This is a genomic window from Peribacillus sp. NPDC096448 (assembly GCF_044762675.1).
Taxonomy (GTDB): domain Bacteria; phylum Bacillota; class Bacilli; order Bacillales; family DSM-1321; genus Peribacillus; species Peribacillus frigoritolerans_B.
Genome location: NZ_JBIWEU010000003.1, coordinates 131,864 through 156,141 on the forward strand (window position 1 = coordinate 131,864; position 24,278 = coordinate 156,141).

Consider the following 24,278-nt stretch of genomic DNA (forward strand, 5'->3'; position numbering starts at 1 on the left):
TAAAAAACGGTATAAAAAAGAGCATGTTTTGATTAAAACATGCTCTTTTTGCATTCTGTTAGCGAAATAAAGGGGCAACCGTCAACATTAGCACGGAGAAGCAAACCAAGATTGTCGTTGTCCTGTTTGAGAGTTTTACTTGTTTGCCATTTTTATAGAACCCTGAAAATTGAAGCCGGTTTTTATAGAGTACATAAAGTAATGGAAAAATTGCCATACCAACAATCCATCCGCCCGTGGTATTCTCTACGGTTATTCCAAAAATCGCATAGATTGAATTAATGATGAACCCCATTATCATTCCAATAACGAAAATAATGGTGACGATACGCAGTAATTCTAAAAGGACCCTGAACACCATTCACCCGCTTTCTGCTTTTCAGCTGGTTATTTCCCACTGGCAACGGAATAATTACCTAAATATAATGAACTTCCGTATTTTGGTAAATAGACACTCTTTACTCTTCTTCTTGAACGAGCGAATGCTTAAATGCGTAAATCACTGCTTGCGTGCGGTCCTGCACGGCAAGCTTACTTAATATATTGCTGACATGCACTTTGGCTGTTTTCAGGGCTATGTATAGTTCATCGGCAATTTCCTGATTCGTTTTCCCTTGTGTCATCAGCAGCAAAATTTCCATTTCACGGTTTGTCAATTGATCATGAAGCTGGGTGATTTTCGGGCGACGCAGCTTTTCCATCATTTTTCCCGTCACTTCAGGTTCAAGTACGCTTTGCCCCTGGAAAGTGGAACGGACGGCTCTCGCAATCTCGCTGGCCTTTGATGTTTTCAACATATAGCTCGTCGCTCCCGCTTCCAATGCCGGGTACACTTTTTCATCATCCAGGAAGCTTGTCACAATGATGATTTTTGCTTCTGGCCATTTTTCAATAATTCGTTTCGTCGCTTCTATGCCATCCATTTCCGGCATCACCAAATCCATCAAAATGATATCCGGACGCAATTCCATTGCCAGTTCGACAGCTTTCAAGCCATTGTCCGCTTCCCCGATCACTTCGATATCCGACTGTGCGGATAAATAAGCCGATACCCCTATCCTTACCATTTCATGGTCATCAACAAATAATACTTTAATCATCATGATCACCTCCAGCATTTAATAATGGGATTTTCACTTCAAGTTTCGTTCCTTTATTCGGAACGCTTACAATTTGCATCGTCCCGCCTAATTCAACAGCCCGTTCATGCATGTTTTGCAGACCATATGATCCCGTTTTCGACTCCTCGACGTTAAAACCGATGCCGTCATCCGTTATTCGTAGAATGATCATCCCATCACGAACGATCAATAGCACTTCAAGTGAATTCGCTTTTGCATGTCTCAGTGTATTGGAAATCGATTCTTGTAAAATCCGAAACAGATGGTCCTCAATCCCCTTATCCAGAGTGACAGGCTCCATCTTCCAATTTATATCCATCGTCACTTTTTGGGCCAATTCCAAAAGAAGCTCCTTCATTCCTTCATGTAAAGATTTTCCCTTTAATGCAACAGGCCTCAAGTGAAGCAATAGCGCCCTCATCTCAAGTTGGGATTGATGGATCATTTCTTCCACTACCTTGAATTGTTTCATTTCCGTTTTTTCCATATCGGATTGTGATTCGGTGATGGCCGACATGAACATCGAAGCTGCAAACAATTGCTGGCTCACCGAATCATGCAGCTCACGCGCCAAACGGTTTCGTTCCTGGGAAACGATTTCCTGGATCTGTTTCTCCTGATCAATGGCCTTTTCATTCGCCATTTTTTGCGATAGTTTTGTCTGCTCATTGATTTGCTTATGGATCAGTTGCATCCGTTCCGCCATTTTAGCCATCTCTTGGACTGGATACGTTTCCTGTTGCCAAGGTAAGCGGCCCTGTTCAAGTAAATGCAGTCCTTCATCCACCCTTTCGAGCTGCCTCTTCCAAAACATTCCCGAAACGACCCCATAAATCAGCCCTGCCGTCATGACCAGGCTTGGCAGGAATATGACGAAGGGTAATCCCATGACCACTTTCTCCCACAATAAACTCCAGTCGGATAAAGGAAAGATGAAGAAAACCGCCGCCGGCAAGGCAAGGGAAAGAACGAAAGCAACACCAAGGGCAGTCAATATCTGCCGTGTCAGTATGCTCATATCCGCTTCACCTCTAAATCGCCAACTAAGATTGAAGTGATGATATGAACCTTGTGATCCGTTTCATTGAACCCTTCCGTTTGGTAGGAATAAATTTGATTAAAGACCCTGGATTCAAGCTTATTTTCAAAAATCCGCGCTCTGCCTGCGATGACAGAATGATGGACCCTGATTTCGATGCCATACGGTACAAGCACAGTGATATTGCCAATGATATTCCTGATGGAAATGACAGCGTCGCCTTTCGGTAGAATCGTTTTGCTTAAATCGATAACCGTATCACCGACCCCGCCCTGAACATTCACGGAATTCCATTCATATACATGTTCGGCCGTTTGTTGATGACCGAATAACTTATTTTTAAATAGATAATCGGTTTTCAGCAGTGGCTCCTTATTGATCCGTTCTTCGTCCGAATCATCATTGGTTATAATGGGACTGACCCAATCAGGATTCTTTTTGGACTGATAATATAAAAGCAATAGATAAATGAGGATCGCCATTAGGAAAAATCTAAAGACGAACATATTCAAGACGGTGATGATAAGGGAAATCAGCCCTATAAAAAATAGGATTTTCCCGATTGTCCGTTTTGTGAATTTCCTGCCTAAATAGATGCATCCTATTGAAAAAGCGATGGAAAAAAGGAGACCTCCACCCGTAAATGAAATCTCTAAAAAAAGCAGGACGACTCCGATGAGAAGTATCCATCCCATATAGTCCGTCTTCATCTTGTTCAACATCGGTTCGCCTCCCCTGTATATGATCATGATATTCTTAAAAGGCACAGAAACCCGTGCCTTTTAAGAATACCATGAAATTATCTCGTTCCGACAGCCTGTTTTCCCCCGCCCTCCATTCCAAAAGGCCAGGGGATGACAGCGATGCCTTACAAAACCTTTACGCTTCTTTCTGTTCCAATTCTTTTTCAAGCTGGACAATCCTGGCATCGATCGTATGCCGATTATAATCTGTATGGACCTGGTGCTCGATGCGATCGATATAATGCTCCATTTCTTCAAACATCGCTACCGGTTTGGCTTCGGAACTGCCTCCGTCCAAAACCCGGTTGATCCGGTTGTTTGCCCGGGCAATATTTTCCCTGCCCATCAGTTCCAACCGCTTTAGATGCATATCCTTCAGCTTATGTTTCATTTCTTCATATTTCCGCTCAAGTTCAGCCAACTGAACCTCTGCACTTTTATGCGCCTCTTTCAAACTTTGCGCCCGCTCTTCATAGTGCAGGCTTTCCTTGACAGCAAATTCCATTAAATCGGTTTCTCCCGACTGCTTGGCAATCTCAGCCTGATGCTTACGTTTTTCAGCTAGATTTTGCGCTTGATTATATTCACGCGTAAACTCTTCTTTCAAAAGATATTGACGTTCAAGCAGCTTACCTACCTTTTCTGTCTCCTGCTCACATTGACGCAAATATTGATTTAACATCCCAATTGGATTTTTTTGCTCCTTTTTATCCAACAAGTCGTGAAAATCAGCTGAAATCGTTTGTTTCATTCTTGAAAATAAATTACCCATTCCAATTACATCCCTTCTATTAGTTCTTATTCAACTCTTTCCACTCTCTTTCAAAATTTGAGAATGGGTCATTTTCTTTAGATGATGCACTTTCATCATTTTCATTCCATTTTTTATAAACCAGGTAAAGAACATAAGCTGCCACCAGTCCCAATATTGCCGGGATATGGGAAATAGAAACGATCAGCACGATAATGGAGACTGATCCCCACGCAATCTTCGCCCCTGTCGATTCGGACTTCATGAACTGCTTGAATCCAAAGTATAGGATCGCCAAGCAAATCGCCAGGCTGATCAATGGACCCACGTTCGCCAGTAACAGGAAAAGCGCGATCAGCCCTACAATAAATAAACCAAATTTCTTCATTGTTTTCGTCCTCCTTTCTATGTTTATATCTTATCTACTTTTACAAGTTCGTATAATGAGCCTTAGCTATATTTTCTAGTAAGACTTAAGGCGTAGACGCCGTAAGTCCGATGCTAGTGAGGGTGTTTTATTAGTGTTTGAGCAGTTTACCCGTGAATTCCGATGCTTTACTCGTGAGTTTTGAAATAAAAAAATCTTCCGATTGTATATAATCGGAAGATTTGTGAGCTGCCATTCTCATTACACATATAAGCCTTCGACGTAAACTGAAGTGATGGTTTGAGAAATTTCTTCGACTGAACTTTGATGTTCGTTTCGGACGATTTCCCACAGATACATTTCATTTGTGAAAAACCATCCTCTTGCCACAAGCTCATGGTTTAGTTCAGCTCTTGCCAGCCCATTTTGCTGTGCATAGGCGACGTCCTTTGAAATTCGCTGAATGAACTTCATGCGGATCGCTTTCCATTTATCTGAAATAATGGTTGATATCCCAATGGCCTGTTCGAAAACTTGCATCATATTGCGTTCAGCTTCTGCCATTTTCAAAAAAGCATTAGCTTGTCTGTTGATGATATGTTTTGCTTCATCTTTTGATTTTGGAAAGAAAGAAGTCTCGGCAATTTCATAGAATTGCTCCATTACATTCTCCATTAATACAATTAACAGATCCTCTTTCCCTTTAAAATGAACATAGGCCGTTCCGTAGCCGATGTTTGCCCTTTTGATCATTTGGGAAATAAGCGCAGCTTGATAACCTTCTTCAAGAAATATTTCCTTTGCAGCTTCCAACAACTTTTGTCGTGTCATGATCGAGCGTAAATGCCGTTTATCCCCTACTTTGCCATTCTCCATGCTTATTCCTCCCCTTATCTTCTAGGATAAAGGATTTCCATAAAATAAAAAACATTTGTTGGAATGTTCGATCCAATGTTTATAATTTTCTGAATTAACTTATTGACACCATGTCATATTCTTTGGTACGATTCTCCTAGAAAATTATTTAAAAAATTAATATAGGAGGATGATTATGGTTTCTGAATATACATTGGATCACGCCAAACAAATGGATGAGAATGATACGCTTAAAGGTTTTCGAGAAGAGTTTTATTTAAAGCAGGATTCCATCTATATGGATGGAAACTCATTGGGGCTTCTTTCGAAAAGGGCTGAACGCACTCTTCTGGAGTCTTTGGAAGATTGGAAAGAGCATGGGATTGATGGGTGGACGCAAGGGAATCACCCATGGTTTTTCATGGCTGAGAAATTGGGCGCGAAGATGTCCCAATTGGTCGGAGCTTCTGCCGAGGAAGTTATTGTAACCGGCTCCACTACTGTAAATCTGCATCAGCTTGTGGCCACTTTTTATAAGCCTGAAGGAATGCGCACAAAAATTTTGGCTGATGAATTAACCTTTCCGACTGATATTTATGCTCTTCAAAGTCAGCTGCGTACACATGGATACGATCCGGAAACCGATCTCATCCGCGTGAAAAGCCGGGATGGCAGATTTCTTGAAGAGGATGACATCATCGAAGCAATGACCGATGACATCGCTTTGATCATCTTGCCAACGGTCCTGTATCGCAGCGGTCAAATACTGGATATGAAACGATTGACTGATGAAGCTCATAAAAGAGGAATTGTAATCGGATTTGACGGATGCCATTCCATCGGTGCCATCCCGCATTCATTCAGCGAATGGGATGTGGATTTTGCGTATTGGTGCAATTATAAACATTTAAATGGCGGCCCTGGCGGTGTTGGCGGTTTATATGTAAATCGAAAACATTTTGGAACGATGCCTGGATTGGCTGGATGGTTCGGCTCCAAAAAAGATAAACAATTCGATATGGAACATACCTTAACACCAGCTGAATCAGCAGGTGCGTATCAAATTGGCACTCCGCATGTATTAAGTTGTGCACCTTTGATTGGGTCTTTGGACATTTTTATAGAAGCTGGAATTGAGAATATTCGCGAAAAATCCCTGAAAATCAATCAATATTTAATGGATTTAGTCGAATTCGAATTGAAAGACATGGGATTTTTCATTGGAACTCCTAGAGAAGACATCCGCCGCGGAGGTCATGTAAGCCTCGAGCATAAAGAAGCTGCACGGATATGCAAGGCATTGAAAGAGAACGGTGTCATTCCAGATTTCCGAGCACCTAACATCATTCGTCTCGCCCCGGTTGCACTATATACTTCCTACGCAGAAGTTTGGGAAGTTGTACAAATACTCAAGAAGATCATGTCAGAAAAACAATATGAAAAATACAAGAATGAGCGTGAAGTGGTGGCATAACCTGGAATTCCGCCAGATGGGGTTCACCCCTCGAATGGTTAGTTAATTAGGGCAGGATAAAATCTTATTTGATAAAAAGGAGATGAACTATGGAGAAAAACAATACTCAATTGAACTTTAAAGATGAGCCAGAAAAAGGATTAAAACGTGAGCTGAAAACAAGTCAGCTTTCCATGATCGCGATGGGCTGTGCCATCGGGACGGGGCTATTCCTTGGCAGCGGACTTGCGATTCAAGCGGCAGGACCAAGTGTATTGCTCAGTTATGCTCTTGGGGCGTTCATTGTCTTACTGTTGATGGGCTGTTTAGCCGAAATGACGGTTGCCCACCCTACTTCCGGATCTTTTGGGGCCATTGCGGAAAAGTACATGACTCCTATGGCAGGCTACCTTGTCCGCTATTCTTATTGGATTGGCAATGTTTTGGCAGTTGGGGTTGAAGTAAGTGCAGTCAGCGTATATATGAATTATTGGTTTCCGACCGTGCCGGGAATCGTATGGATTTTGTTGTTTGCAGGTGTCCTGATTTATGTAAATGCTACCAGCGTGAATACATTCGCGACATTTGAGTATTGGTTCTCCTTTATTAAAATAAGTGCCATTGTTGGTTTTATCCTTCTTGGAGCCTATGTACTTTTCGGTTCATCCGAACAGCCGCATATAGGACCGGAAAACTTCGTGAATGAAGGCGGTTTTTTCCCATTCGGTTTGAAGGGGATGTGGATAGCCGTATTCATTTCTTTATTCAGCTTTCTTGGAACTGAATTGATAGCGGTTACATCTGGGGAAGCAAAAGATCCGGATGCAGCTGTCCCAAAAGCATTAAAAGCGACCGTGTTCCGTTTATCCACTTTCTATGTGCTGACAATCGGCATCATGCTGATGATCGTTCCTTGGAAAACGGCTGGGATCGAGGTAAGTCCATTCGTAAAAGTGATGGAAATCTTGAACATTCCAGGTGCATCCGGGATCATGAACTTTATTATTTTAACGGCTGCCATATCTGCCATGAATGCTCAGCTCTATGCTTCAACACGGATGATGTTTTCATTGGCACGCGGAAAACATGCACCCACCTTTTTAGGAAAGTTAAACAAAAGGGGTGTTCCTACAAAAGCACTTGCTGTCTCTTCAACGGGGATTTTCATCGCTGCAGGCGTTCATGCGTTACTTCCCGGTTCATCCTATGCATTCATGATGGGGATTTCCATGTTCGGTGCTATGTTCACATGGCTCATGATCTTCATTTCCCATTTGTTCTTCAGGGTGAAATGGGATAAAACAGGCGGACGCAAGTTACCGGTAAGGATGATCGGTTTCCCCTATTTAACGATACTAGGAGCCGTTCTTCTATTCAGTTTGATGATTACGTCATGGTTTACGGATTTCAAAATCATGCTTCAATTCGGGATTCCTTGGTTACTATTTTTAGCTGTTACTTATTTTGTTTCGAAAAGAAGAAATATTAACCATAATGTAATGGAAGAATCTCTGGAAAAAAAGATAGAATAGAATGACGGAATAAATAGTTTTTTGCGAAAAGTGAGGAGATTGCGGAATGAAGAATATGGATAACAATGAACAAACGATAACGGGTCTAGAGAAAGAAATTCAAACCGACTTTCAAAAATCGATGTCCTACGGAGATTACCTCCACCTTGATAAGATTTTAACCAGTCAGCATAGATGTTCCGATCATCATGATGAAATGCTATTTATCATTATCCATCAAGCAAGTGAGCTATGGATGAAGCTCATTTTACATGAGTTGACAGCAGCAACTGAGTCCATCCGCCAAAACAAGTTGGAACCTTCGTTTAAAATGCTGTCTCGCGTTTCGAGGATCCAGCAGCAATTGATCCAGTCATGGAATGTCCTTTCAACTTTAACGCCGGCTGAATACATGGAGTTCAGGGATAAACTGGGACAATCTTCCGGATTCCAATCTTATCAGAATCGTTTGATTGAATTTGCATTAGGAAACAAAAATGTCCATACGCTCTCAGTCTATCAGCACCAAACGGATTTATACGAGCAAATGCAGCAGGCCCTTCATGAGCCAAGTATTTATGACGCGGCGATCAAAGCTCTTGTGGCGCGCGGATTACCTATTGATCAAGAAGCCATCAGCAGGGATTGGTCACAAAGATATGAACCAAATGCCAGTGTAGAAGAAGCATGGCTGACAGTTTACCGCGATGTTGAGCAATATTGGGACTTATATGAGCTGGGCGAAAAGTTAGTGGACATTGGCCACCAACAGCAATTATGGCGTTTTAATCATATGACCACAGTGGAAAGGATTATTGGTAATAAGCAAGGTACTGGCGGATCATCAGGTGTAACGTATTTAAAAAGGGCACTGGATCAACACTTTTTCCCAGAACTATGGAGTCTAAGAACGAAGCTTTAAGATATTCAAGAAATAGCCAGTAGAGACGGAGGTAAAATGTATGGGGACATGGATTGATATTTCACAACGTCTGGATGATAACGTTGCAGTCTGGCCTGGAGATACACCTTTCTCTTATAAAGTCAATTGGAGTAAAGAAGAAAGCGGATCTGTCAATGTAGGTCAAATCAATATGAGTATCCATACCGGTACCCATATTGATGCACCTTTTCATTTTGATGATGATGGAAAAAGAGTGATTGATTTGGATCTCGATTTATATATGGGAAATGCCCGGGTTATCCATTTACCAAACAAGACAAGCATCGGAGTTGATGAATTTTCCAATATAGATCTACAAGGCGTTACCCGTCTGTTAATTCGCACGGATGCATGGAAGGATCGAAGTGTGTTTCCACAAACCATTCCTCATATCCAGCCAGAATTAGCGGCATATCTTACAGAACACGGCGTCCGTCTTATTGGACTTGATTTACCTTCAGTAGATCCACTGGATAGTAAAGAGCTGTCCGCCCACCATGAACTTGCCGATCATGGCATTCACATTTTGGAAGGACTTGTATTAGACGGCATCGTACCGGGTAATTATGAGTTGGCAGCCCTCCCTCTTCCTTTAGTTGAAGCAGATGGAAGTCCGGTACGTGCTGTGTTGAAAAAGTTGCCCTAACGAAATTTTTTCAAAAAAACGAGCCAGATCAAAAACTGATTTGGCTTGTTTTTTTGTTGAAACATTAACTATCAAATTTATCTCCCTAATCCAAGTGCATATATGTTATAATTTTCAGAATTCATCATTAAGATTGGAGGTCCGAATATGGAAAACTTTTACGTGTTCATCATCATGTGCATCCTTCTCATCATCTTACCTGGTCCAGATACAGCAATAGCCACAAGGAACACCGTTACCGTGGGGACTTCGGGAGGTTTTAAAACGATGTTCGGCACGTGCTGTGCCCTGCTTATTCATACATCAGCTGCCGTGTTCGGACTTTCAGCAATCATTGTGAAATCCGCTTTATTATTTTCCATCTTCAAATATGTCGGTGCCGTTTACTTGGTATACCTAGGCTTCAAGACCCTATGGGGATTAAGGAATAAGCAAGTGGCCGCAGCGGCGGAAACGTCAGTCAAAAGTAAGTATGAAAACCAGTCATGCTTTAAGCAAGGATTCCTTACCAATCTGCTGAACCCTAAAGTGGCCGTCTTCTTTTTAACGTTTCTGCCACAGTTCGTGAATCCGGGAAATGATACGTTTTTACCGTTCCTGATCATGGGCATGACGTATACCGTTTTAACTGCGTTGTGGTTTGTATTTTATATCTATCTGCTGAACCAGATCAGTGCTTTTATGAAAAAGCCTAGAACCCAGGCGATATTCGAGGGGATAACCGGGACGGTCTTGATTGGTTTCGGGATAAAGCTAGCTTTGGAAAAAGCTCATAATTAATTTGAAATGCACCCTGATTGTTAAAAAACACCTAACAATTGGAGGTGCAGTTTTTATGTAGTATATAGGGGTTTTGGTACAGCTATAGTGATTTAAATACGTTATAATAAAAAACCATAATTTGGATTTTTATACAAGGAGAAAATATTTTTCATCCCCTCCTTTATTATTGGTCATAAATATCCCGATAACGTTCTTATAGTTTCAGCACCATTAACGCTTATTATCGATTTTGTATAGGACTGGGGATGAGCCCTATAATACCAAACTCATACCCCACCCAAACTTTTATATTTGTGCTCATTAGAGTTCAAGATCACTCAACATACCCATTCACGAAAAATCCAATCGTTTCGAGTTCTTCCTCAGTTAAATCCCGCTTTAATTCTTTAGCCAATTCCTGCTCCATTAAAGCTCGGTCTCCCCGATATTCGACCACCGCTCTGGCACATTCTTTCATTAGCTTAAGCTCCGCCTCCATCTCCAGTCTCGTGCGAGGCTGATCATGATGGGAGAGTATATATGTTTCGGCATCATAGGCTTCAATTTTCTTAAGAAGCAGCAAAGCCTGATCAGCCGTATAATTCCATTTTTCAGCATAAAGATTGGCATAAAGGCAGTCTCCCAGAAATAAGGTCTTTTCCTCCTGTACATAAATGATGCAGGAATCTTTGGCATGGTCGCCGCCAACATGTTCGATGACACAGGTTACATTGCCAAGATCGATCGTCATCGTTTTTTCAAAGATGATATCGGGCAGGGGAAGGGAAATCTCTCTATTCGTCCCATGTTCCAATTTGATTGCATCGGCACAAAAGGCAATCTCCGTCCCTTCTTCGACCCGTTGATCAAGTTCCTGATCTTCCCATGAAAGCTGCTGCATATCTTTAATGTTCGTGTATGTGTTTTCCTGACAAATCACCGGTATCCCGATATTCTCCAGTCCGAATACATGGTCCCAGTGCGAATGGGTAAGAACGAGGAAATTCCCGCTTATATCATTCCGAATCAATTCGTCCTTAAAGAGCTGTGCATGCCTGACAGAGTTACCGGCATCGATGATGAGCGTTTTCTTGTTTCCCGTCACGGCGGCAAGAACCGGGCGATCCGTTTCCTGAACTGGCGGCAGGTAGACAATATGTTTCGATAGGTGCTGTAATGTTTGCATGTTTCTGTCTCCTTTGTTCAAGTATAGCAAATTACACATGTATTCATAAGGTAATCTCCGCAAAAGGCTAAAAAGACAACAATCACTGAGATTGCTGTCTTTTTAGTCATGTTTCAAATGAACCTATTCCAATATACCGTAATTTTCGAGAGGGCATTTAAAAAGGTGGCTTTAAAAAAAGACTCTTCCCTTATTCGATCTTCAGGCGGTTGTATATATTTTTTATTGTCCGCAATGAGTGTACTATTTGTGATTTTTGAATCGATGGCACCTATCAACTGCGCTGCAAATCTTTCACTATCGATGACCACCATCGATTCTGTATTTAAAAAGGCAGATCGAGAATCCAAATTGTAGGAACCCACTGCACTTAATCGTTGATCATAGACAACCGATTTACCATGCAACGAATAAGGCTTTGAATATTCATAAAGCCTTGCCCCTGTCTCAACGACGCTATCCCTAAGAGCCAAGTAACCGGAAAAAGCGATCATATTCGGGGTTGATGCCGCCGAGTTGGTAAGTATGGTCCAATCAGCCTTTGAATCCAATTGCTTCGGTACATATTCCTTCAAGGCATCCGCAGGGACAATATAGGGGCTTTGGATGTATACCGATTGATTGGCGTTCGCGGCAATATCCAATAAAGATCTCCACACAATAGGGTATTTGTTGAACCGTTCGAGTGGATTATGTATGAAGGACACTTTTTTAGTAGGTGTTGTAGCCTTATTCCAATCGACGACTGGGTTCACGAAATCGGTTTCAGTGCGCAAAGCTTTGCTGTATTTTTTCGCTAATGCCTCTCTTTCACGTTTTCCTTTTTCCGTTTGCCTTTTCGACAGGTCGGAAAATACATCGCTCGTATACGGATGGGTCCATAATTCATTCAAATAGTCCTTCATTTCAACGATTACACTATCTTTCTCCTCTTTAGCATTGAAAATGAGTACATCCCTGTCATAGACAAAATTCCTCGGCGGCTTGCTTGCTAGGTACTTATCGGCAATATTTCTCCCTCCGATGATGCCTAACTTTCCATCTACAGTGATGATCTTGTCATGAAGGCGATTATGCCAGGTCCACGGCTTAAATGGCTTAAAGGTTTCGTAATATCTTAATTCAATGTTTTCATGCGAAGCCAATGCATAACGGGCACTGCTTAATTGACCTCTGAGTCCATGAGATATTCCATCCAGAAGGATTCGGACTTTGACACCTCGGTCAGCCGCATCGATCAAGGCTCCAAGAAAAAGCTCGGTTGATTCACCTTTTCCAAAAGCATAGTAGGCGATATCGATTGAATGCTGGGCTTCCTGGATCATTCGCATTCTGGCGAGTCCCGACTCATAACCGTCTTCGAAAAGCAGGACACGATCCACGGTGGCTTCCTTCTCTCCCATATATTCACTTACCTGTTTAATCGGCCTATTTTCTTCTTTTTCTGCTTTTGGGAAAAGAACAACCGCCGTCACGACTACATAAAGGAAATATAATAGAAGAACAAGCAAAAATCCTTTAATTGCCGTTTTTACAGTCATTGAGCACTCCCCCCATTAAGCGATATTTTATTACTATTCGTAATATGCAAAGACTCTATTCAACATCTGCAGTCTTGATACATCCGAATAGGTAGCGGGCGGTGCCATTTGCCAATCTGCTTGATCCCGAGAGGAACTCGGAGGATTTATTTTCCTTTTAAATGTGACAAAGTGGTGAACATGAAAGCAGTTGCATAATATGATATAGAAGGAGGGATTTCATGCTTAAACAACCTGATAGAATTAGTATCTTCAATTATTGTTTTACATTAGGGGTATCAGAGGTTTTCTTTTTATCCAGCTTTTATCTTTCCATTCTTGACGTTTCATTATTTGCGGTCGCTTTACCATTTTCCGCTGTATTTCTAATGTTCTCCTTGTACCTATTCCTTCGAACGCACAAAGCCGCAAAGACCTTACCCAACCAAGATGAACGAAGAAGGGAAATTCATGCATTCTATCATCAATCTTTCGGGATTTTCACGATCATTTTTTTCACTTTACTTTTTGTTGCTTTAGCCTTCATTCCCTTGCTGGATAACGGAGGGCATTTCTATCTTCTATATTGTTTACCGATGGCCTTGCTTTGCATGATTCCTTCGATTATTTCTTATAAAGGAATAAAATTATTCAAACTGGAAAACGGCAGGAATTTAACGAAAATCTAATTGATTTACTAAATGCTTCGTTAATTCAAGATTCCAACCAGTTCTTTTAGTTGAATGTATAGGTAAAATGAGGATATAATAATAAATATAAAAAAAAGACACTGGTTAAACCAGCGTCTCAATGAACAGCAAACTGCATAAAGAGCAGCGGCTTTCTGTGGTAAGTCAGTTGCTACTCGATCATGAAAGTAACCCTTTTCCTACATACATCTGGCCGGATGGTATGGAGGGGGTTACTTTTTTAATGTAACCGCGATTACTGCGACGATTAAAGAGGCGAATGAAATCATTAGCATCAGTCCGTCCATAATAGAAATCACCAGCGACACCCCCTTTCTGAAAAGGAGTGACCGCTGCCCACTATACCAAATTGCTGTCCATTTACTATTATATCTGTATTTACTTGTTATTTATAGCCAAAAGTGGATGTATTTAGTCTTCTTATTATATCCATGCTTTACAAAAAAAAATCCCAATTAAAGTGAGAACATTCTTTGCATGTATATCCCTTTATTGTTCCACTACACGGCCATCTTTATAAATGTGGAACCACCCAATCGTTCCTGTGCCGCCTTCGTCCATCCAATCTTTATTAGCTGCTTTATAGTTGTAATATGATTTTCCTTTGCCATCTTTCACCAATCTGCCATCTCCGCTGAATACGATGTTGTTACCCAGCTTCTTCTTCCCTATCGCGATCGCGTCTTTCTCCGTGAACTGTCTTCTTTCCACCTTATTTTCATCTAAAGCAGCCCATGTCAGCGGTCCGACGATACCATCCGAAGCTAAGTTATGGTCCACTTGAAACTCCCTTACCACATTTTGTGTTTGGGTACCGAAAATCCCATCAACGCCTACATGATATTTAACATCTTTAAGGCTTTGCTGTAAATCTCTTACATAACTCGAACGTGAGCCTTTCTTAAGGGTCGGGCGTGTTTCCGCCTTCGTTTCGATTTTCTGGGTTTGACTGCCCTTTGATGCTGCGTGGGTAATTGAAGTACCCGTTCCTAAAGGGGCCAACATCAAGGCAACTGTTGGAATCATGACCAATAATTTTTTCTTCAACACATATAACCTCCATTCATATGATCACTCCTGCAGGTTTCTGACACTTTCCTTGGAGCCCATTCATTATAACGCAAGGAGTTATTTTATTGGTGTTTTATTACTTAAATTATAAAAAATGGTAAATATTATCCACAGGAAGTATATCGCCGAAAAGGAATCCCATTATTGACAATGCACCGTCCTCATACAGGCTTTATTTATATATATTGACAGTAATCATGATCTGATCGAACACTTATCCTGATGTTGGTCCTATGTTTATGTTATACCCTTTCAGTCAACTTTGATTTCATTTCTACGTTCCATATACCATTTGTAAAAAGAATCAGCCATCTCGAAAGATACATGGTCAATACCAGCATGATGCACCGGTTTAGCCCGATTGATTGTCCCAATGGAGGCAAGGCCGAGCATTTTTTGAATGATATTTCGGGTTACGTTCACTTCAATGATCTTATCTCGTTTTGACACGAATAAAGATGTGTTGAAACTCCCTGTTTTGAATTGAATGAAGTCATTATTTAAAATGCAGAAGGTATTGAAGAAATCTAATAACCTTAAAACAACAATAATAATTAACAGGATAGCAGATAGAATCCACCAAGCTTCCTCCACTTCCAGAACAGTTGGCTTGAAATAAAATAAGAAAATTGTTGCTATGATCCACAGCCAGCTTGGCCACAGTATGCGCACCCAAAAGGATTTTATCGGAAGGGGAGTCATCTTATGTGATATTTCATAAAATGGCAAAATTTCCGAGACTATTTCATATGCCCGTTTAACAGGTAGATAGGGATAGAGTGAGTTAATTTCAAGTGTATCTTCGTCCGTACTCAAACCACCTGCACTTGTCAGTTTCACTTCTGCAAGTCCGAGCAACCGTTTCATGAAGGACTGTTTAATTTCAATTGCCTGCACTTTTTCTTTGGCTATAGAAAAGGCAGTTTCATCGATTAGACCTTTCGTAATGTAAATTCGATCATGGTCGGAGGAAATTTGATAATTGCCATATTTTAAAAATGTCCTCACTATTCCGAAAGTGATAGAAGCAATGACGAAAACAATGATGATGATCGTCATCATCCACCAAGAGCTTATTAGCTTTTCAAAAATTCCCTCTGCTTTATTTTCCACATGAAAGATTTCATTGATTTTGAAATATAAAGAACTAAAAAAAGGAATAAGAACCAGAAAACTAAGAGATGTAAAGGAAGCTTTTATAATATCCTTTTTTGCCGGCTTATAATGATTGGTCCGATTTGAGATTTCTTTTTTAACTCCCTCTTCAACAGAAAGAATATCTTTATATTCGCTAGCATGAATGGTCGCCAATTCTTCCTGGACAGTACTTTTCATACGCGATTCCATTCGATCTGCTTCCTTTTGGGAAATGACTTCGAATCTAACAGCAGCATCTTCACCTGCTATTCCTGTTTCAAAATTGACGGAAGTCACTTTAAAAATCCGATGGAATAAAGACGTATGACGGTTGACGTTTTGAATTTTAGAAAAAGGAATGGTTCGTTCGGATTTTCTGAAAATTCCTTTGTATAGATGAAAGGAACGATAATCAAGTTCGTAACTATGGGTGAACCATTTTAAAATAATTGAAATAAGTGTTAATCCGAAAGCTATCAAAAAAACAACCCTGCCATATGTGATGAAGCTGGATTCAGAACCAGCTTTGATCACAAAGAAATAAATGACAAAGAAAATGGAATTCCTGACTAATTTACAGAAATTAAATAGCATAAGAAGTGGATTGTATCGTTTTGCTGTCATCATTGCCCCACTTCCTTAATTTTTGCATATTGAGCAATCTGATTCCTTAACTTGATAGCAACCTCTTTTGGTAGAGCTGGTATCGAGTGAGAGGAACCCATCGTTTCAATTGAAACTGAACAGAGTCCATACTTTCTAAGTAACGGTCCTTGTTTGGTTGCAACCGATTGAATTTTTGTCATTGGGACAAGTTCATGCACTTCATTCAGTACACCTGATTTCAATTGTAAAAACTCTTCATCTACATCAAAGCGCCAGTTTTTATAAATTAGAAAAGGGCTGATCAATGACCAGACTGCACCTAGCACAGAGATAGCTGTAATCCCAATCAGAATCCAACCTATCCACTCTTTCCAAGAAAAACGATAATCTAGGTATAGTAAGACTCCCAGAATGATGAATGCGATTAGATTCGTAATCGTTTCACTTAACATCCACACTTTTATCGCATCCTTGGATAATCTTTTTTGAGGTAAGCTCATTATAGAATTAATAAAATCACCGCCTGAATTTTTAAATCAATGTGCCTTATAAACTTATATTCATTTAACCTATTCGGCCAAAAAGATTTCTTCTAGTGATGGTTCTTTTACATTTACACGCAAGACATCAACCTTACACTGATTGAAAGCTCTGATCATATCAGCAATCTTTTTCTCATCATCAATATTGATAGTCATGTAAGGATCTTTCATTTCCAGTCCTGTACCTACTGACTCCAGCCACTGATGTAATTTCACTTGTTCTGATTTCGGCACCGAAGAATGCTTAAGCCTGACCGTTATCGTCGACCTATATATTTTCCTGAGTTCTTCCATTGTGCCAATATTAACAATCTGACCTTCTTTCATAATCGCTATTCTGGTGCATATTTTCTCTACTTCATAAAGATTGTGGGATGTCATGAAAATAGTCGCCCCTCTCTTTTGCAGATCCTTGATCAGCTTGTGGATATGGATTGCGGATTCCGCATCCATACCGGAAGTTGGTTCATCAAGAAAGATTAGCTCAGGTTCATGGATGATTGCTTGTGCAATTCCAAGCTTCTTTTTCATACCGAATGAAAATTTAGCGGCTTTTTTATGAGCATGAGATTCAAGACCAACTAACTGCAGGACTTCCATACACCGTTCTTTTGCTGCTGGATTTCCTGAAAGAGCCGATAAAAATTTCAAATGCTCCACTGCCGTTAACGAGCCATATAATGTGGAGTAATCAGGCATTACCCCAATCCTCTTCTTTACTTGATCATTTGAACCTTTTACACCTAGAAGCGAGTAGGTTCCAGAGTTGGGTTGAATAATGCCGGTTAACATATTGATGAAGGTTGATTTACCAGCTCCGTTACGGCCTAGAAAACCAAAGATTTCTCCTTTTTCCACGATAAGATCAATTCCTTTTACGATCGGTACCGCTCCATACGATTTCTTTAACTGAGTTGTTTCTATGGCGTTCATCAGCATTCCCTCCTTTTGAAAATCAGATTGGCGATAACGAGCATGATACCTGCAAATAAAACAATCACCAAAAAGGTATAGTCTTCCCTAATCAAATAATAATAGGGGTTTATGAATTTCATCCAACTCACCCATACATTAGACGTAAAAGAAACCCAAAATCCAATAATAGGAAAAGCTAACCCAACCATGATTCCAAGGAACATGGTAAATCCAGGCTTAGGAATGAGAACGGAAAGTAAGATTGTTAAGCCTATTTGGTAGGTTAATAAACTCATTATCTGAGAAAAGATAAACACATCAATCTTCTGCGAAAAGATGCTAATAAGCAAGAAGGAGGTCGTTAGGCAAATAAGCCAAAATAGCCAAATACCTAAAAACTTCCCCAGTATAATGGAGGTTCTTGACGTTCTTGTCACTAAAAATCGTATAGTGCGTTCGTGTGTTTCCCTGTTTAGGCTATCGTGTGAAAGGCCCATTACAAATAATTGACCAAATAATACGATAAGGGTCAAAAGACCAACAGTGTGAATATTTTCAGCTTCCTTCGCTGTAAGTTCCATCCCAGATTCTAATACATTAGAAAACTTGGCTGAATAATAGGAGGTAACCAATAACATCATTACGATAATAACTGATTTAATTCCTTTAAATAGATTGATAAATTCCCTTTTTCCAATAATATACATACTAAGTCTCTTCCTTCCTTTTCATCACTTAAGGACTATTATAGGTGTTCTTTCTTAACCTACCAGAAACTCCACCTTAATTTTTCCTTAATTATTAAATAATTGGTAAACGAATGATATGATAATTTATATAACATAATAGAATGGGAGTATCCATATGCAAGAGACACAAATATTAATTGTAGATGATGAAAAAGCAATATTACATATGTTAACAACGATTCTAAAAAGAGAAGAATTCAACTATATAGATACAGCATATACGGCTGCGGATGCTTTGACCTTATGTCAAACAAAACGATATAACTTAATCCTTTTGGATGTTATGCTCCCGGATCGCAGTGGTTTTGAGATTTGTCCGCTCATTAGAGAAACGACCGATGCCCCCATTTTCTTTCTTACGGCACGTTCAACAGATTTGGATAAACTTTCTGGATTTGCATTAGGCGCAGACGATTATATTACCAAACCTTTTAATCCACTAGAAGTTGTTGCAAGGGTAAAAGCACATTTACGGCGTCATTCAGGAAAGATTTCACACACTTCGCAAACGTTTTACCAATACGGACAAATCCAAGTAAACACTCTATCTGGAGAAGTGACCGTGAATGACAGGAAAGTAGAATTGCCTGCGCAGGTTTACCTGCTACTGCTATTCTTCTGTAAATATCCAAATCAGCTTTTTAGTAAAAGCCAGCTTTATGAAAAAGTGTGGGGCGAAGAATTTTTAGGTGAGGATAATACCGTTATGGTCCATATAAGTAAACTTCGGGAAAAGATTGAGGATAATCCAAGTAAACCACGTCATCTTATTACTGTAAGAGGACTTGGCTATAAATTCATTTCTGATGGTAGTAAACATGAACATTCATAAACGCTTTATTGTACAGTTTTTTATCCAATTAATTCTTGTTTTCATCATATTTTTCTTTATTCTATTGTCCATTTGGGCGGTCATTGGCTTTTCCATCATGAATGACGAGGTTACACAAGACTTATCAAAGGCAGATAGCACTTTCTTTTCTGATAAGATTTCGATACAAGGTAAAAAAGTGACATTCGATGACGAATTAAAACAGCTGGCAAAGAATCAGAATGGCTGGCTTCTAGTCCTGACAACAAAAGGCGATGTCATTGGAGCTTATAATATTCCGGAAAATGTACCTTCACATTTTAATGAGAGCGAACTTGCCGCTTTAATGCTACAAAATAGTTCTGACCCTGTGGATTACTTCCATTGGAAATTAGATGAAACGTATCCGCAGCCCCAATTGCTTATATTCGGTAGAAAAAGTTCTGAGACTCGTCTGTTAAACGAGGTTAAGACAAGTGTCGATTGGAAAAATCATCATCTTAATCTTTCCGCTGCTACTCTTAAGCAAATAGATGAGGATGAGGGCTGGGTTCAATTAATCAATTCGAGCGGCAAGGTATTGGATGGATATGGAAGTGGAAAGGAAGGGATCTCATACACGAATCAGGATCTTCAAACCTTATCAGAGAGTGCACACGATTCAGTTGATGCTTTCTTTGATGCAGAGACAGAACAGACAATAATTGTGGGCATAAACCATTCAGGTTCGACCTCTCTAGAAGAAAACTTGTTCAAAAAGATCAGTAAAAGTATTTTAATCATTTTTATAGTGTTATTTCTTCTATTGTTAACGGGTACTTTCTGGTATGCACGTAAATTCGGGGTTCCTTTGATTACGATGATGAAATGGATTCAAAATCTTGGAAGTGGTTTATATGAACAGCCACTCGATCTTCATCAACGCCCTATCTTGTTAAATAAAAAAGGAAAGTTAAAAAGGAAATATCGGTTATATAAGGATCTGATTACAACACTTTTACAGTTAACCGAGACCCTACATCAAAACGAAACCCAACGAAGGAAAATGACTCAAACCAGGGATGAATGGATAAGCGGTCTTTCGCATGATTTAAAAACGCCTCTTGCTTCCATATCAGGTTATGCTCAAATGCTTGAATCTGAAAATTACTCGTGGACAGAAAGAGAGACAAGAGAATTCGCCTTAATCATTGCCGAAAAGTCAGAATATATGATGGAATTACTTGAAGACCTAACATTAACGTACCGTTTAAGGAATCATGCTCTGCCCATTGTGAAAGAAGAAGTGGATATCATTGAATTCATACGCAGAACCATGATCCATTTCATAAATGATCCGGCTAACAACCATATGAAATTCGTCTTCCAGCCGAAAAACGAAACAGCAATAGCATCCATCGATACCAAATGGTTTCAACGGATTATTGATAACCTAATTGCGAATGCTATCCATTATAATCCTGCTGGCACTACGATCACAGTATCTATTTCACCTATTGAGCAGCACCTTCTGATTATTACGATTGAAGATGACGGCATAGGTATGGATAATGAAACTCTAGATAGGCTCTTCCAGCGCTATTACCGTGGTACCAATACAAGTGATTCCGGGCGTGGAACTGGTCTTGGGCTGGCCATAACGAAACAATTGGTTCACCTTCATGGAGGATCCATCAATGTAAAAAGTTCACCGCAAAAAGGTACAACCGTTCGAATCATTCTCCCAGCCTAACTAGATGAAAAATAAATAGCAGAAATTCATAAGTGTACATTTGAATCAGAGTTAAAGTTCAATCAGATTGGATAACGTCAGGATTCCGAAATGTTGGCGTACCCCAAATACTTTAGAATTACATATGTGGAAGAAACACTTGAATAAAAACAAAATCATCCCCTAAAGGGGATGATTTTGTTTTTATTGATTTTCTGGCTGTTGATTCTGCCCTTGCATCCCTGATCCCATTCCCATCAAGTTAGTGGCAAGCGGCACCATATTCTTCATTTTCCCGCCATTTCCACTCAACATTTGATAAGTGGCAATACCTACTCCGACCGAAGCGACCACTGGTAAAATTTTATCCATGTTTGCTCTCATTTACATCACCTTATATTATATATTTTTGTTCATTTCCTGAACTCTTATATCTTGTTCAAAAAAACCCTAAAAATTCAATTAGTTTGTTACCAAAACAATTAGTAATAAAAACATGTTATAAAGGGAATTTTATTTCAGAAGGGATATATGCAAGTAATCTTCGAATGGAAGTTTATTTTCATGTCGCTAAAAATCCAAATCGCTTATCATCAAGTTGTTTATTAAATAGTATAGCCATTCAATGATTGTAAATGATTTCAAGATTATTGAGGTGAATATTCATGCCAGTATTAGATGTGGACGGTACTAGTTTGTATTATTCTGTTAGAGGAAAAGGGGTTCCCATTGTTTTTATTCATCCCCCTGTACTGACTAGTGTGAATTTTGAATACCAAATGGAGGAATTATCCGAAGAATTCAAAGTTATAACTTTTGATATTAGGGGTCATGGAAGAAGTCAGTATTCAAGACAGCCAGTAACTTATCCCCTGATTATAGAAGATATCAAACAGCTGCTGGATCATTTGAAAATTAAAAAAGCAATCATATGCGGATACTCGACCGGCGGCTCTATCGTATTGGAATATTTGCTGAGTTGTGCCAATAGGGCTCTAGGTGGCATTGTAATAGGCGGAATGTCTGAAGTGAGGGATACACCTTTAAAGCAAAAGATTTCTTTAGGCATATCACTTGCCAATAAAGACGCAGTTCCAATTCTTGCGCTTTCCATCTCATGGAGCAATTCAAATACCATAAAGCTGTTCAACAAAATGTTTAATGAAGCCCTAAAAGGAGATGCCCGAAATATCGAGCAGTATTACCATTATAGTTTGCATTATAACTGTACCCATCAGCTTGAGAAAATCAATCTTCCAACTTTACTGATCTATGGCAAACAAGATAAACCATTGTATCGCTATGCTAATTTATTGCATGAAAAGTTGCCATGTACGGAATTAAAGTTCATTGATCATGTAAAGCATCAGATCCCTACAAAAGCGGCTAATGATTTAAATGAAAGCATTAAGCATTTTATCCATACACAAACTGTTTGATTCTATCGACTGATAAATTTATTGGAGTGAAAAAATTGGGAAGAGATAAAAGTAAACTGATTCATTTAATATTACTATTGCTAGTTACTGCAGTTTTTATTTGGTCAGTTATTAAGCCTGAAGGATACTTGATATGGACAATGGAAGTACTTCCTGCCGTTGTATTTCTGATTTTTGTAATGGCTGTATATAATAAATTCCGCCTCACTACATTATCCTATTTCATTATTGCCGTTCTTTCCATTACCATGTTCATCGGTGCCCATTATACGTACTCAAAAGTTCCTCTATTTGATTGGCTAAAAGATCATTACGATCTAAACCGAAACCACTATGATCGGTTTGGACATTTCCTAAAAGGTTTATTTGCGATTGTGATTAGAGAAATAGTAATACGTAAAACCCCTCTAACAAAAGGACCGTGGTTATTTGCTGTCACATTAAGTTTTGCGCTTGCGATTGGAGCACTATATGAAATCATCGAATGGATAGGTCCCCTCATTTCAAAAGGCGGAAAAGCTTCAAAGGACTTTTTAGGAATACAGGGTGATATTTGGGATGCACAATGGGATATGGCGTTAACATTAATCGGCTCTATCCTTGTATTGTTCACCTTGTCCAAACTTCATGACAAGCTGTTACGAAAAGTGAAAAATTGAATTAAAAAATAGTGACCTATATAGGTCACTATTTTTTAATTAAGATTTGATTGTTAATATGATGTTCCATATGTTCTAGATAATCTTTTATTAGCCACTCCAATGATTTTAGTTGATTATTCCCTATATCACAAAGATTAGATAATCTATCATTTGGTGTATTCGTTATTATATGAATGATTTGCTTATTTAAAGCACAAAAAAGGTTAACGATCTCATCCAATGGTCGCTCTTGGTAATTCTGAGCTAATACCCATTGGTCTTGATTGTATGTTTGTATAACATATGGCTGTTCTTCGTACTGAATCTTGATAAACCTGCCCATATTGTTCAATGCAGAATCACATAGATGTCCTAAAATCTCTTTTGGGGACCATTTGTGTGGCATTGGTCGATGATTTAATTCTTTTTCTGTCATCCGGTTGAACTCTTCAGGTATAAAACCTATCCAATGATTGATTCCATCTATTACATTTTTCAATTTGCACTCCCCCTAAGTTGTACCTAAAGGATTTTTATTCGGCAACCAACCGGAAAATACCTCCTTCTTCAACTAACTGCATTGTTTGTTGAATATGGAAAACAACAGCATTAAATAACAGCCCCAAAAGAAAAAACCGAAATCAAAAATGGATTTCGGTTCAGACTTCAGGCAAACTTGAAGAAAAGTCAGTTTGCCTGAAGTTTTAAAAAAGTGCCAGTTGATTTCAGAAAACCAATAAGGGTTTCCTAAAACAATAAAAAAACCATATAAATCGAGTTTGCTTACAGTTTTTTCTTTAAAAGCGTTCCAGTTGATTTCAGAAATCCGCTCCCTTTCCGCCGACTGCCTGCCGAGCCTCCTCGACGCAAGCGTCTGTGGTGTCTCGGCTAGCCAGTTACTCGGCAGGAGTGTCGCATATTTCTTCAATCCATTAAGGGTTTCCTAAAACAATAAAAAACCATATAAATCGAGTTTGCTTACAGTTTTTTCTTTAAAAGCGTTCCAGTTGATTTCAGAAATCCGCTCCCTTTCCGCCGACTGCCTGCCG

The 24,278-nt window shown here is 39.6% G+C and carries 27 protein-coding genes; 10 read left to right on the top strand and 17 right to left on the bottom strand.

Annotated features, from left to right (window positions below; genetic code table 11):
- Positions 1-58 precede the first annotated feature (58 nt).
- The 7 genes from ACIQ0C_RS06810 to ACIQ0C_RS06840 form a co-directional block, all read right to left on the bottom strand.
- Positions 59-361: a hypothetical protein gene (locus ACIQ0C_RS06810; protein ID WP_402837997.1), complete on the bottom strand. Its 303-nt coding sequence runs from the start codon at positions 359-361 to the stop codon at positions 59-61.
- Positions 362-458: 97 nt separating this feature from the next.
- Positions 459-1,100 (bottom strand): response regulator transcription factor, encoded by a 642-nt coding sequence (locus ACIQ0C_RS06815; protein WP_053536075.1) that lies wholly within the window; start codon positions 1,098-1,100, stop codon positions 459-461.
- Positions 1,093-2,139: a sensor histidine kinase gene (locus ACIQ0C_RS06820; protein ID WP_403058408.1), complete on the bottom strand. Its 1,047-nt coding sequence runs from the start codon at positions 2,137-2,139 to the stop codon at positions 1,093-1,095. Before ACIQ0C_RS06820 ends, ACIQ0C_RS06815 begins: the two co-directional genes overlap by 8 nt.
- On the bottom strand, positions 2,136-2,882 hold the full coding sequence (liaF, locus tag ACIQ0C_RS06825; protein ID WP_402838001.1) for a cell wall-active antibiotics response protein LiaF: 747 nt from the start codon (positions 2,880-2,882) through the stop codon (positions 2,136-2,138). The genes ACIQ0C_RS06820 and liaF overlap by 4 nt, the downstream gene beginning before the upstream one ends.
- Before the next feature lie 157 nt (positions 2,883-3,039).
- On the bottom strand, positions 3,040-3,675 hold the full coding sequence (locus ACIQ0C_RS06830; RefSeq protein ID WP_034309579.1) for a PspA/IM30 family protein: 636 nt from the start codon (positions 3,673-3,675) through the stop codon (positions 3,040-3,042).
- 19 nt (positions 3,676-3,694) lie between these two features.
- On the bottom strand, positions 3,695-4,042 hold the full coding sequence (locus tag ACIQ0C_RS06835) for a lmo0954 family membrane protein (protein WP_063232490.1): 348 nt from the start codon (positions 4,040-4,042) through the stop codon (positions 3,695-3,697).
- Positions 4,043-4,282: 240 nt separating this feature from the next.
- Positions 4,283-4,897 carry a TetR/AcrR family transcriptional regulator gene (locus ACIQ0C_RS06840; RefSeq protein WP_034309584.1) on the bottom strand — a complete coding sequence of 205 codons (615 nt, stop codon included), beginning with the start codon at positions 4,895-4,897 and terminating at the stop codon, positions 4,283-4,285.
- 175 nt (positions 4,898-5,072) lie between these two features.
- Between ACIQ0C_RS06840 and kynU the strand changes: the two genes are divergently transcribed.
- The 5 genes from kynU to ACIQ0C_RS06865 all read left to right on the top strand — a co-directional run bounded on the left by kynU (position 5,073) and on the right by ACIQ0C_RS06865 (position 10,209).
- Positions 5,073-6,350, top strand: coding sequence for a kynureninase (kynU, locus tag ACIQ0C_RS06845; RefSeq protein WP_403058413.1), 1,278 nt, complete (start codon positions 5,073-5,075; stop codon positions 6,348-6,350).
- 89 nt (positions 6,351-6,439) lie between these two features.
- A complete protein-coding gene (locus tag ACIQ0C_RS06850) occupies positions 6,440-7,861 on the top strand; it encodes an amino acid permease (RefSeq protein WP_402838008.1) in 1,422 nt (473 codons plus the stop codon).
- Positions 7,862-7,916: 55 nt separating this feature from the next.
- Positions 7,917-8,762 carry a tryptophan 2,3-dioxygenase gene (kynA, locus tag ACIQ0C_RS06855; protein ID WP_402838468.1) on the top strand — a complete coding sequence of 282 codons (846 nt, stop codon included), beginning with the start codon at positions 7,917-7,919 and terminating at the stop codon, positions 8,760-8,762.
- A gap of 40 nt (positions 8,763-8,802) precedes the next feature.
- On the top strand, positions 8,803-9,429 hold the full coding sequence (kynB, locus tag ACIQ0C_RS06860; protein ID WP_403058416.1) for an arylformamidase: 627 nt from the start codon (positions 8,803-8,805) through the stop codon (positions 9,427-9,429).
- Positions 9,430-9,576: 147 nt separating this feature from the next.
- Positions 9,577-10,209 (top strand): LysE family translocator, encoded by a 633-nt coding sequence (locus tag ACIQ0C_RS06865; RefSeq protein ID WP_402838012.1) that lies wholly within the window; start codon positions 9,577-9,579, stop codon positions 10,207-10,209.
- Between the two features lie 316 nt (positions 10,210-10,525).
- Here ACIQ0C_RS06865 and ACIQ0C_RS06870 read toward each other — a convergent pair whose 3' ends face one another.
- Complete coding sequence (locus ACIQ0C_RS06870) at positions 10,526-11,377, bottom strand: MBL fold metallo-hydrolase (protein ID WP_403058419.1); 852 nt, start codon at positions 11,375-11,377, stop codon at positions 10,526-10,528.
- 113 nt (positions 11,378-11,490) lie between these two features.
- Positions 11,491-12,918, bottom strand: a complete 1,428-nt coding sequence (locus ACIQ0C_RS06875; protein ID WP_403058422.1) for a phospholipase D-like domain-containing protein — start codon at positions 12,916-12,918, stop codon at positions 11,491-11,493.
- Positions 12,919-13,139: 221 nt separating this feature from the next.
- On the opposite strand from ACIQ0C_RS06875, the gene ACIQ0C_RS06880 reads away from it, so the two are divergent.
- Entirely contained in the window at positions 13,140-13,586 is a 447-nt protein-coding gene (locus ACIQ0C_RS06880; protein ID WP_403058424.1) for a hypothetical protein, read from the top strand.
- A gap of 510 nt (positions 13,587-14,096) precedes the next feature.
- On the opposite strand, the gene ACIQ0C_RS06885 is transcribed toward ACIQ0C_RS06880, so the two are convergent.
- The 5 genes from ACIQ0C_RS06885 to ACIQ0C_RS06905 all read right to left on the bottom strand — a co-directional run bounded on the left by ACIQ0C_RS06885 (position 14,097) and on the right by ACIQ0C_RS06905 (position 18,585).
- Positions 14,097-14,657: a peptidoglycan-binding domain-containing protein gene (locus tag ACIQ0C_RS06885; RefSeq protein ID WP_402838020.1), complete on the bottom strand. Its 561-nt coding sequence runs from the start codon at positions 14,655-14,657 to the stop codon at positions 14,097-14,099.
- 273 nt (positions 14,658-14,930) lie between these two features.
- Positions 14,931-16,442: a PH domain-containing protein gene (locus tag ACIQ0C_RS06890; RefSeq protein WP_403058427.1), complete on the bottom strand. Its 1,512-nt coding sequence runs from the start codon at positions 16,440-16,442 to the stop codon at positions 14,931-14,933.
- Positions 16,439-16,873: a PH domain-containing protein gene (locus ACIQ0C_RS06895; RefSeq protein WP_403059001.1), complete on the bottom strand. Its 435-nt coding sequence runs from the start codon at positions 16,871-16,873 to the stop codon at positions 16,439-16,441. Before ACIQ0C_RS06895 ends, ACIQ0C_RS06890 begins: the two co-directional genes overlap by 4 nt.
- 117 nt (positions 16,874-16,990) lie before the next feature.
- Positions 16,991-17,896: an ABC transporter ATP-binding protein gene (locus tag ACIQ0C_RS06900; RefSeq protein ID WP_403058430.1), complete on the bottom strand. Its 906-nt coding sequence runs from the start codon at positions 17,894-17,896 to the stop codon at positions 16,991-16,993.
- Positions 17,896-18,585, bottom strand: a complete 690-nt coding sequence (locus ACIQ0C_RS06905; protein ID WP_403058433.1) for a hypothetical protein — start codon at positions 18,583-18,585, stop codon at positions 17,896-17,898. The genes ACIQ0C_RS06900 and ACIQ0C_RS06905 overlap by 1 nt, the downstream gene beginning before the upstream one ends.
- 157 nt (positions 18,586-18,742) lie before the next feature.
- Between ACIQ0C_RS06905 and ACIQ0C_RS06910 the strand changes: the two genes are divergently transcribed.
- Together ACIQ0C_RS06910 and ACIQ0C_RS06915 are read left to right on the top strand one after the other, a co-directional pair.
- Positions 18,743-19,459, top strand: a complete 717-nt coding sequence (locus ACIQ0C_RS06910; protein ID WP_403058436.1) for a response regulator transcription factor — start codon at positions 18,743-18,745, stop codon at positions 19,457-19,459.
- Positions 19,446-21,170, top strand: coding sequence for a sensor histidine kinase (locus tag ACIQ0C_RS06915; RefSeq protein ID WP_403058439.1), 1,725 nt, complete (start codon positions 19,446-19,448; stop codon positions 21,168-21,170). The genes ACIQ0C_RS06910 and ACIQ0C_RS06915 overlap by 14 nt, the downstream gene beginning before the upstream one ends.
- 183 nt (positions 21,171-21,353) lie before the next feature.
- On the opposite strand, the gene ACIQ0C_RS06920 is transcribed toward ACIQ0C_RS06915, so the two are convergent.
- Positions 21,354-21,521, bottom strand: coding sequence for a hypothetical protein (locus tag ACIQ0C_RS06920; RefSeq protein WP_403058442.1), 168 nt, complete (start codon positions 21,519-21,521; stop codon positions 21,354-21,356).
- A 293-nt stretch (positions 21,522-21,814) separates the two neighbouring features.
- On the opposite strand from ACIQ0C_RS06920, the gene ACIQ0C_RS06925 reads away from it, so the two are divergent.
- Together ACIQ0C_RS06925 and ACIQ0C_RS06930 are read left to right on the top strand one after the other, a co-directional pair.
- Positions 21,815-22,588 (top strand): alpha/beta fold hydrolase, encoded by a 774-nt coding sequence (locus tag ACIQ0C_RS06925; protein ID WP_403058445.1) that lies wholly within the window; start codon positions 21,815-21,817, stop codon positions 22,586-22,588.
- Positions 22,589-22,614: 26 nt separating this feature from the next.
- Positions 22,615-23,247 (top strand): DUF2238 domain-containing protein, encoded by a 633-nt coding sequence (locus tag ACIQ0C_RS06930; RefSeq protein ID WP_403058448.1) that lies wholly within the window; start codon positions 22,615-22,617, stop codon positions 23,245-23,247.
- Between the two features lie 28 nt (positions 23,248-23,275).
- On the opposite strand, the gene ACIQ0C_RS06935 is transcribed toward ACIQ0C_RS06930, so the two are convergent.
- Together ACIQ0C_RS06935 and ACIQ0C_RS06940 are read right to left on the bottom strand one after the other, a co-directional pair.
- Complete coding sequence (locus ACIQ0C_RS06935) at positions 23,276-23,728, bottom strand: DinB family protein (protein ID WP_403058451.1); 453 nt, start codon at positions 23,726-23,728, stop codon at positions 23,276-23,278.
- Positions 23,729-23,800: 72 nt separating this feature from the next.
- The gene (locus ACIQ0C_RS06940) at positions 23,801-24,157 is read right to left on the bottom strand and encodes a hypothetical protein (protein WP_403058454.1); all 357 of its coding nucleotides are present in this window, start codon (positions 24,155-24,157) and stop codon (positions 23,801-23,803) included.
- Positions 24,158-24,278 lie beyond the last annotated feature (121 nt).

What these genes read in the sequence shown, in the direction of transcription:
- ACIQ0C_RS06840 (WP_034309584.1), bottom strand. Translation starts at nt 4,897, where the DNA reads ATGGAGAATGGCAAAGTAGGGGATAAACGGCATTTACGCTCGATCATG.
- ACIQ0C_RS06870 (WP_403058419.1), bottom strand. Translation starts at nt 11,377, where the DNA reads ATGCAAACATTACAGCACCTATCGAAACATATTGTCTACCTGCCGCCA.
- ACIQ0C_RS06920 (WP_403058442.1), bottom strand. Translation starts at nt 21,521, where the DNA reads ATGGATAAAATTTTACCAGTGGTCGCTTCGGTCGGAGTAGGTATTGCC.
- ACIQ0C_RS06865 (WP_402838012.1), top strand. Translation starts at nt 9,577, where the DNA reads ATGGAAAACTTTTACGTGTTCATCATCATGTGCATCCTTCTCATCATC.
- ACIQ0C_RS06905 (WP_403058433.1), bottom strand. Translation starts at nt 18,585, where the DNA reads ATGTATATTATTGGAAAAAGGGAATTTATCAATCTATTTAAAGGAATT.
- ACIQ0C_RS06890 (WP_403058427.1), bottom strand. Translation starts at nt 16,442, where the DNA reads ATGATGACAGCAAAACGATACAATCCACTTCTTATGCTATTTAATTTC.
- kynU (WP_403058413.1), top strand. Translation starts at nt 5,073, where the DNA reads ATGGTTTCTGAATATACATTGGATCACGCCAAACAAATGGATGAGAAT.
- ACIQ0C_RS06925 (WP_403058445.1), top strand. Translation starts at nt 21,815, where the DNA reads ATGCCAGTATTAGATGTGGACGGTACTAGTTTGTATTATTCTGTTAGA.
- ACIQ0C_RS06895 (WP_403059001.1), bottom strand. Translation starts at nt 16,873, where the DNA reads ATGTTAAGTGAAACGATTACGAATCTAATCGCATTCATCATTCTGGGA.
- ACIQ0C_RS06915 (WP_403058439.1), top strand. Translation starts at nt 19,446, where the DNA reads ATGAACATTCATAAACGCTTTATTGTACAGTTTTTTATCCAATTAATT.
- ACIQ0C_RS06910 (WP_403058436.1), top strand. Translation starts at nt 18,743, where the DNA reads ATGCAAGAGACACAAATATTAATTGTAGATGATGAAAAAGCAATATTA.
- ACIQ0C_RS06875 (WP_403058422.1), bottom strand. Translation starts at nt 12,918, where the DNA reads ATGACTGTAAAAACGGCAATTAAAGGATTTTTGCTTGTTCTTCTATTA.
- ACIQ0C_RS06820 (WP_403058408.1), bottom strand. Translation starts at nt 2,139, where the DNA reads ATGAGCATACTGACACGGCAGATATTGACTGCCCTTGGTGTTGCTTTC.
- ACIQ0C_RS06830 (WP_034309579.1), bottom strand. Translation starts at nt 3,675, where the DNA reads ATGGGTAATTTATTTTCAAGAATGAAACAAACGATTTCAGCTGATTTT.
- ACIQ0C_RS06880 (WP_403058424.1), top strand. Translation starts at nt 13,140, where the DNA reads ATGCTTAAACAACCTGATAGAATTAGTATCTTCAATTATTGTTTTACA.
- ACIQ0C_RS06835 (WP_063232490.1), bottom strand. Translation starts at nt 4,042, where the DNA reads ATGAAGAAATTTGGTTTATTTATTGTAGGGCTGATCGCGCTTTTCCTG.
- ACIQ0C_RS06850 (WP_402838008.1), top strand. Translation starts at nt 6,440, where the DNA reads ATGGAGAAAAACAATACTCAATTGAACTTTAAAGATGAGCCAGAAAAA.
- kynB (WP_403058416.1), top strand. Translation starts at nt 8,803, where the DNA reads ATGGGGACATGGATTGATATTTCACAACGTCTGGATGATAACGTTGCA.
- liaF (WP_402838001.1), bottom strand. Translation starts at nt 2,882, where the DNA reads ATGTTGAACAAGATGAAGACGGACTATATGGGATGGATACTTCTCATC.
- ACIQ0C_RS06900 (WP_403058430.1), bottom strand. Translation starts at nt 17,896, where the DNA reads ATGAACGCCATAGAAACAACTCAGTTAAAGAAATCGTATGGAGCGGTA.
- ACIQ0C_RS06815 (WP_053536075.1), bottom strand. Translation starts at nt 1,100, where the DNA reads ATGATTAAAGTATTATTTGTTGATGACCATGAAATGGTAAGGATAGGG.
- ACIQ0C_RS06810 (WP_402837997.1), bottom strand. Translation starts at nt 361, where the DNA reads ATGGTGTTCAGGGTCCTTTTAGAATTACTGCGTATCGTCACCATTATT.
- kynA (WP_402838468.1), top strand. Translation starts at nt 7,917, where the DNA reads ATGGATAACAATGAACAAACGATAACGGGTCTAGAGAAAGAAATTCAA.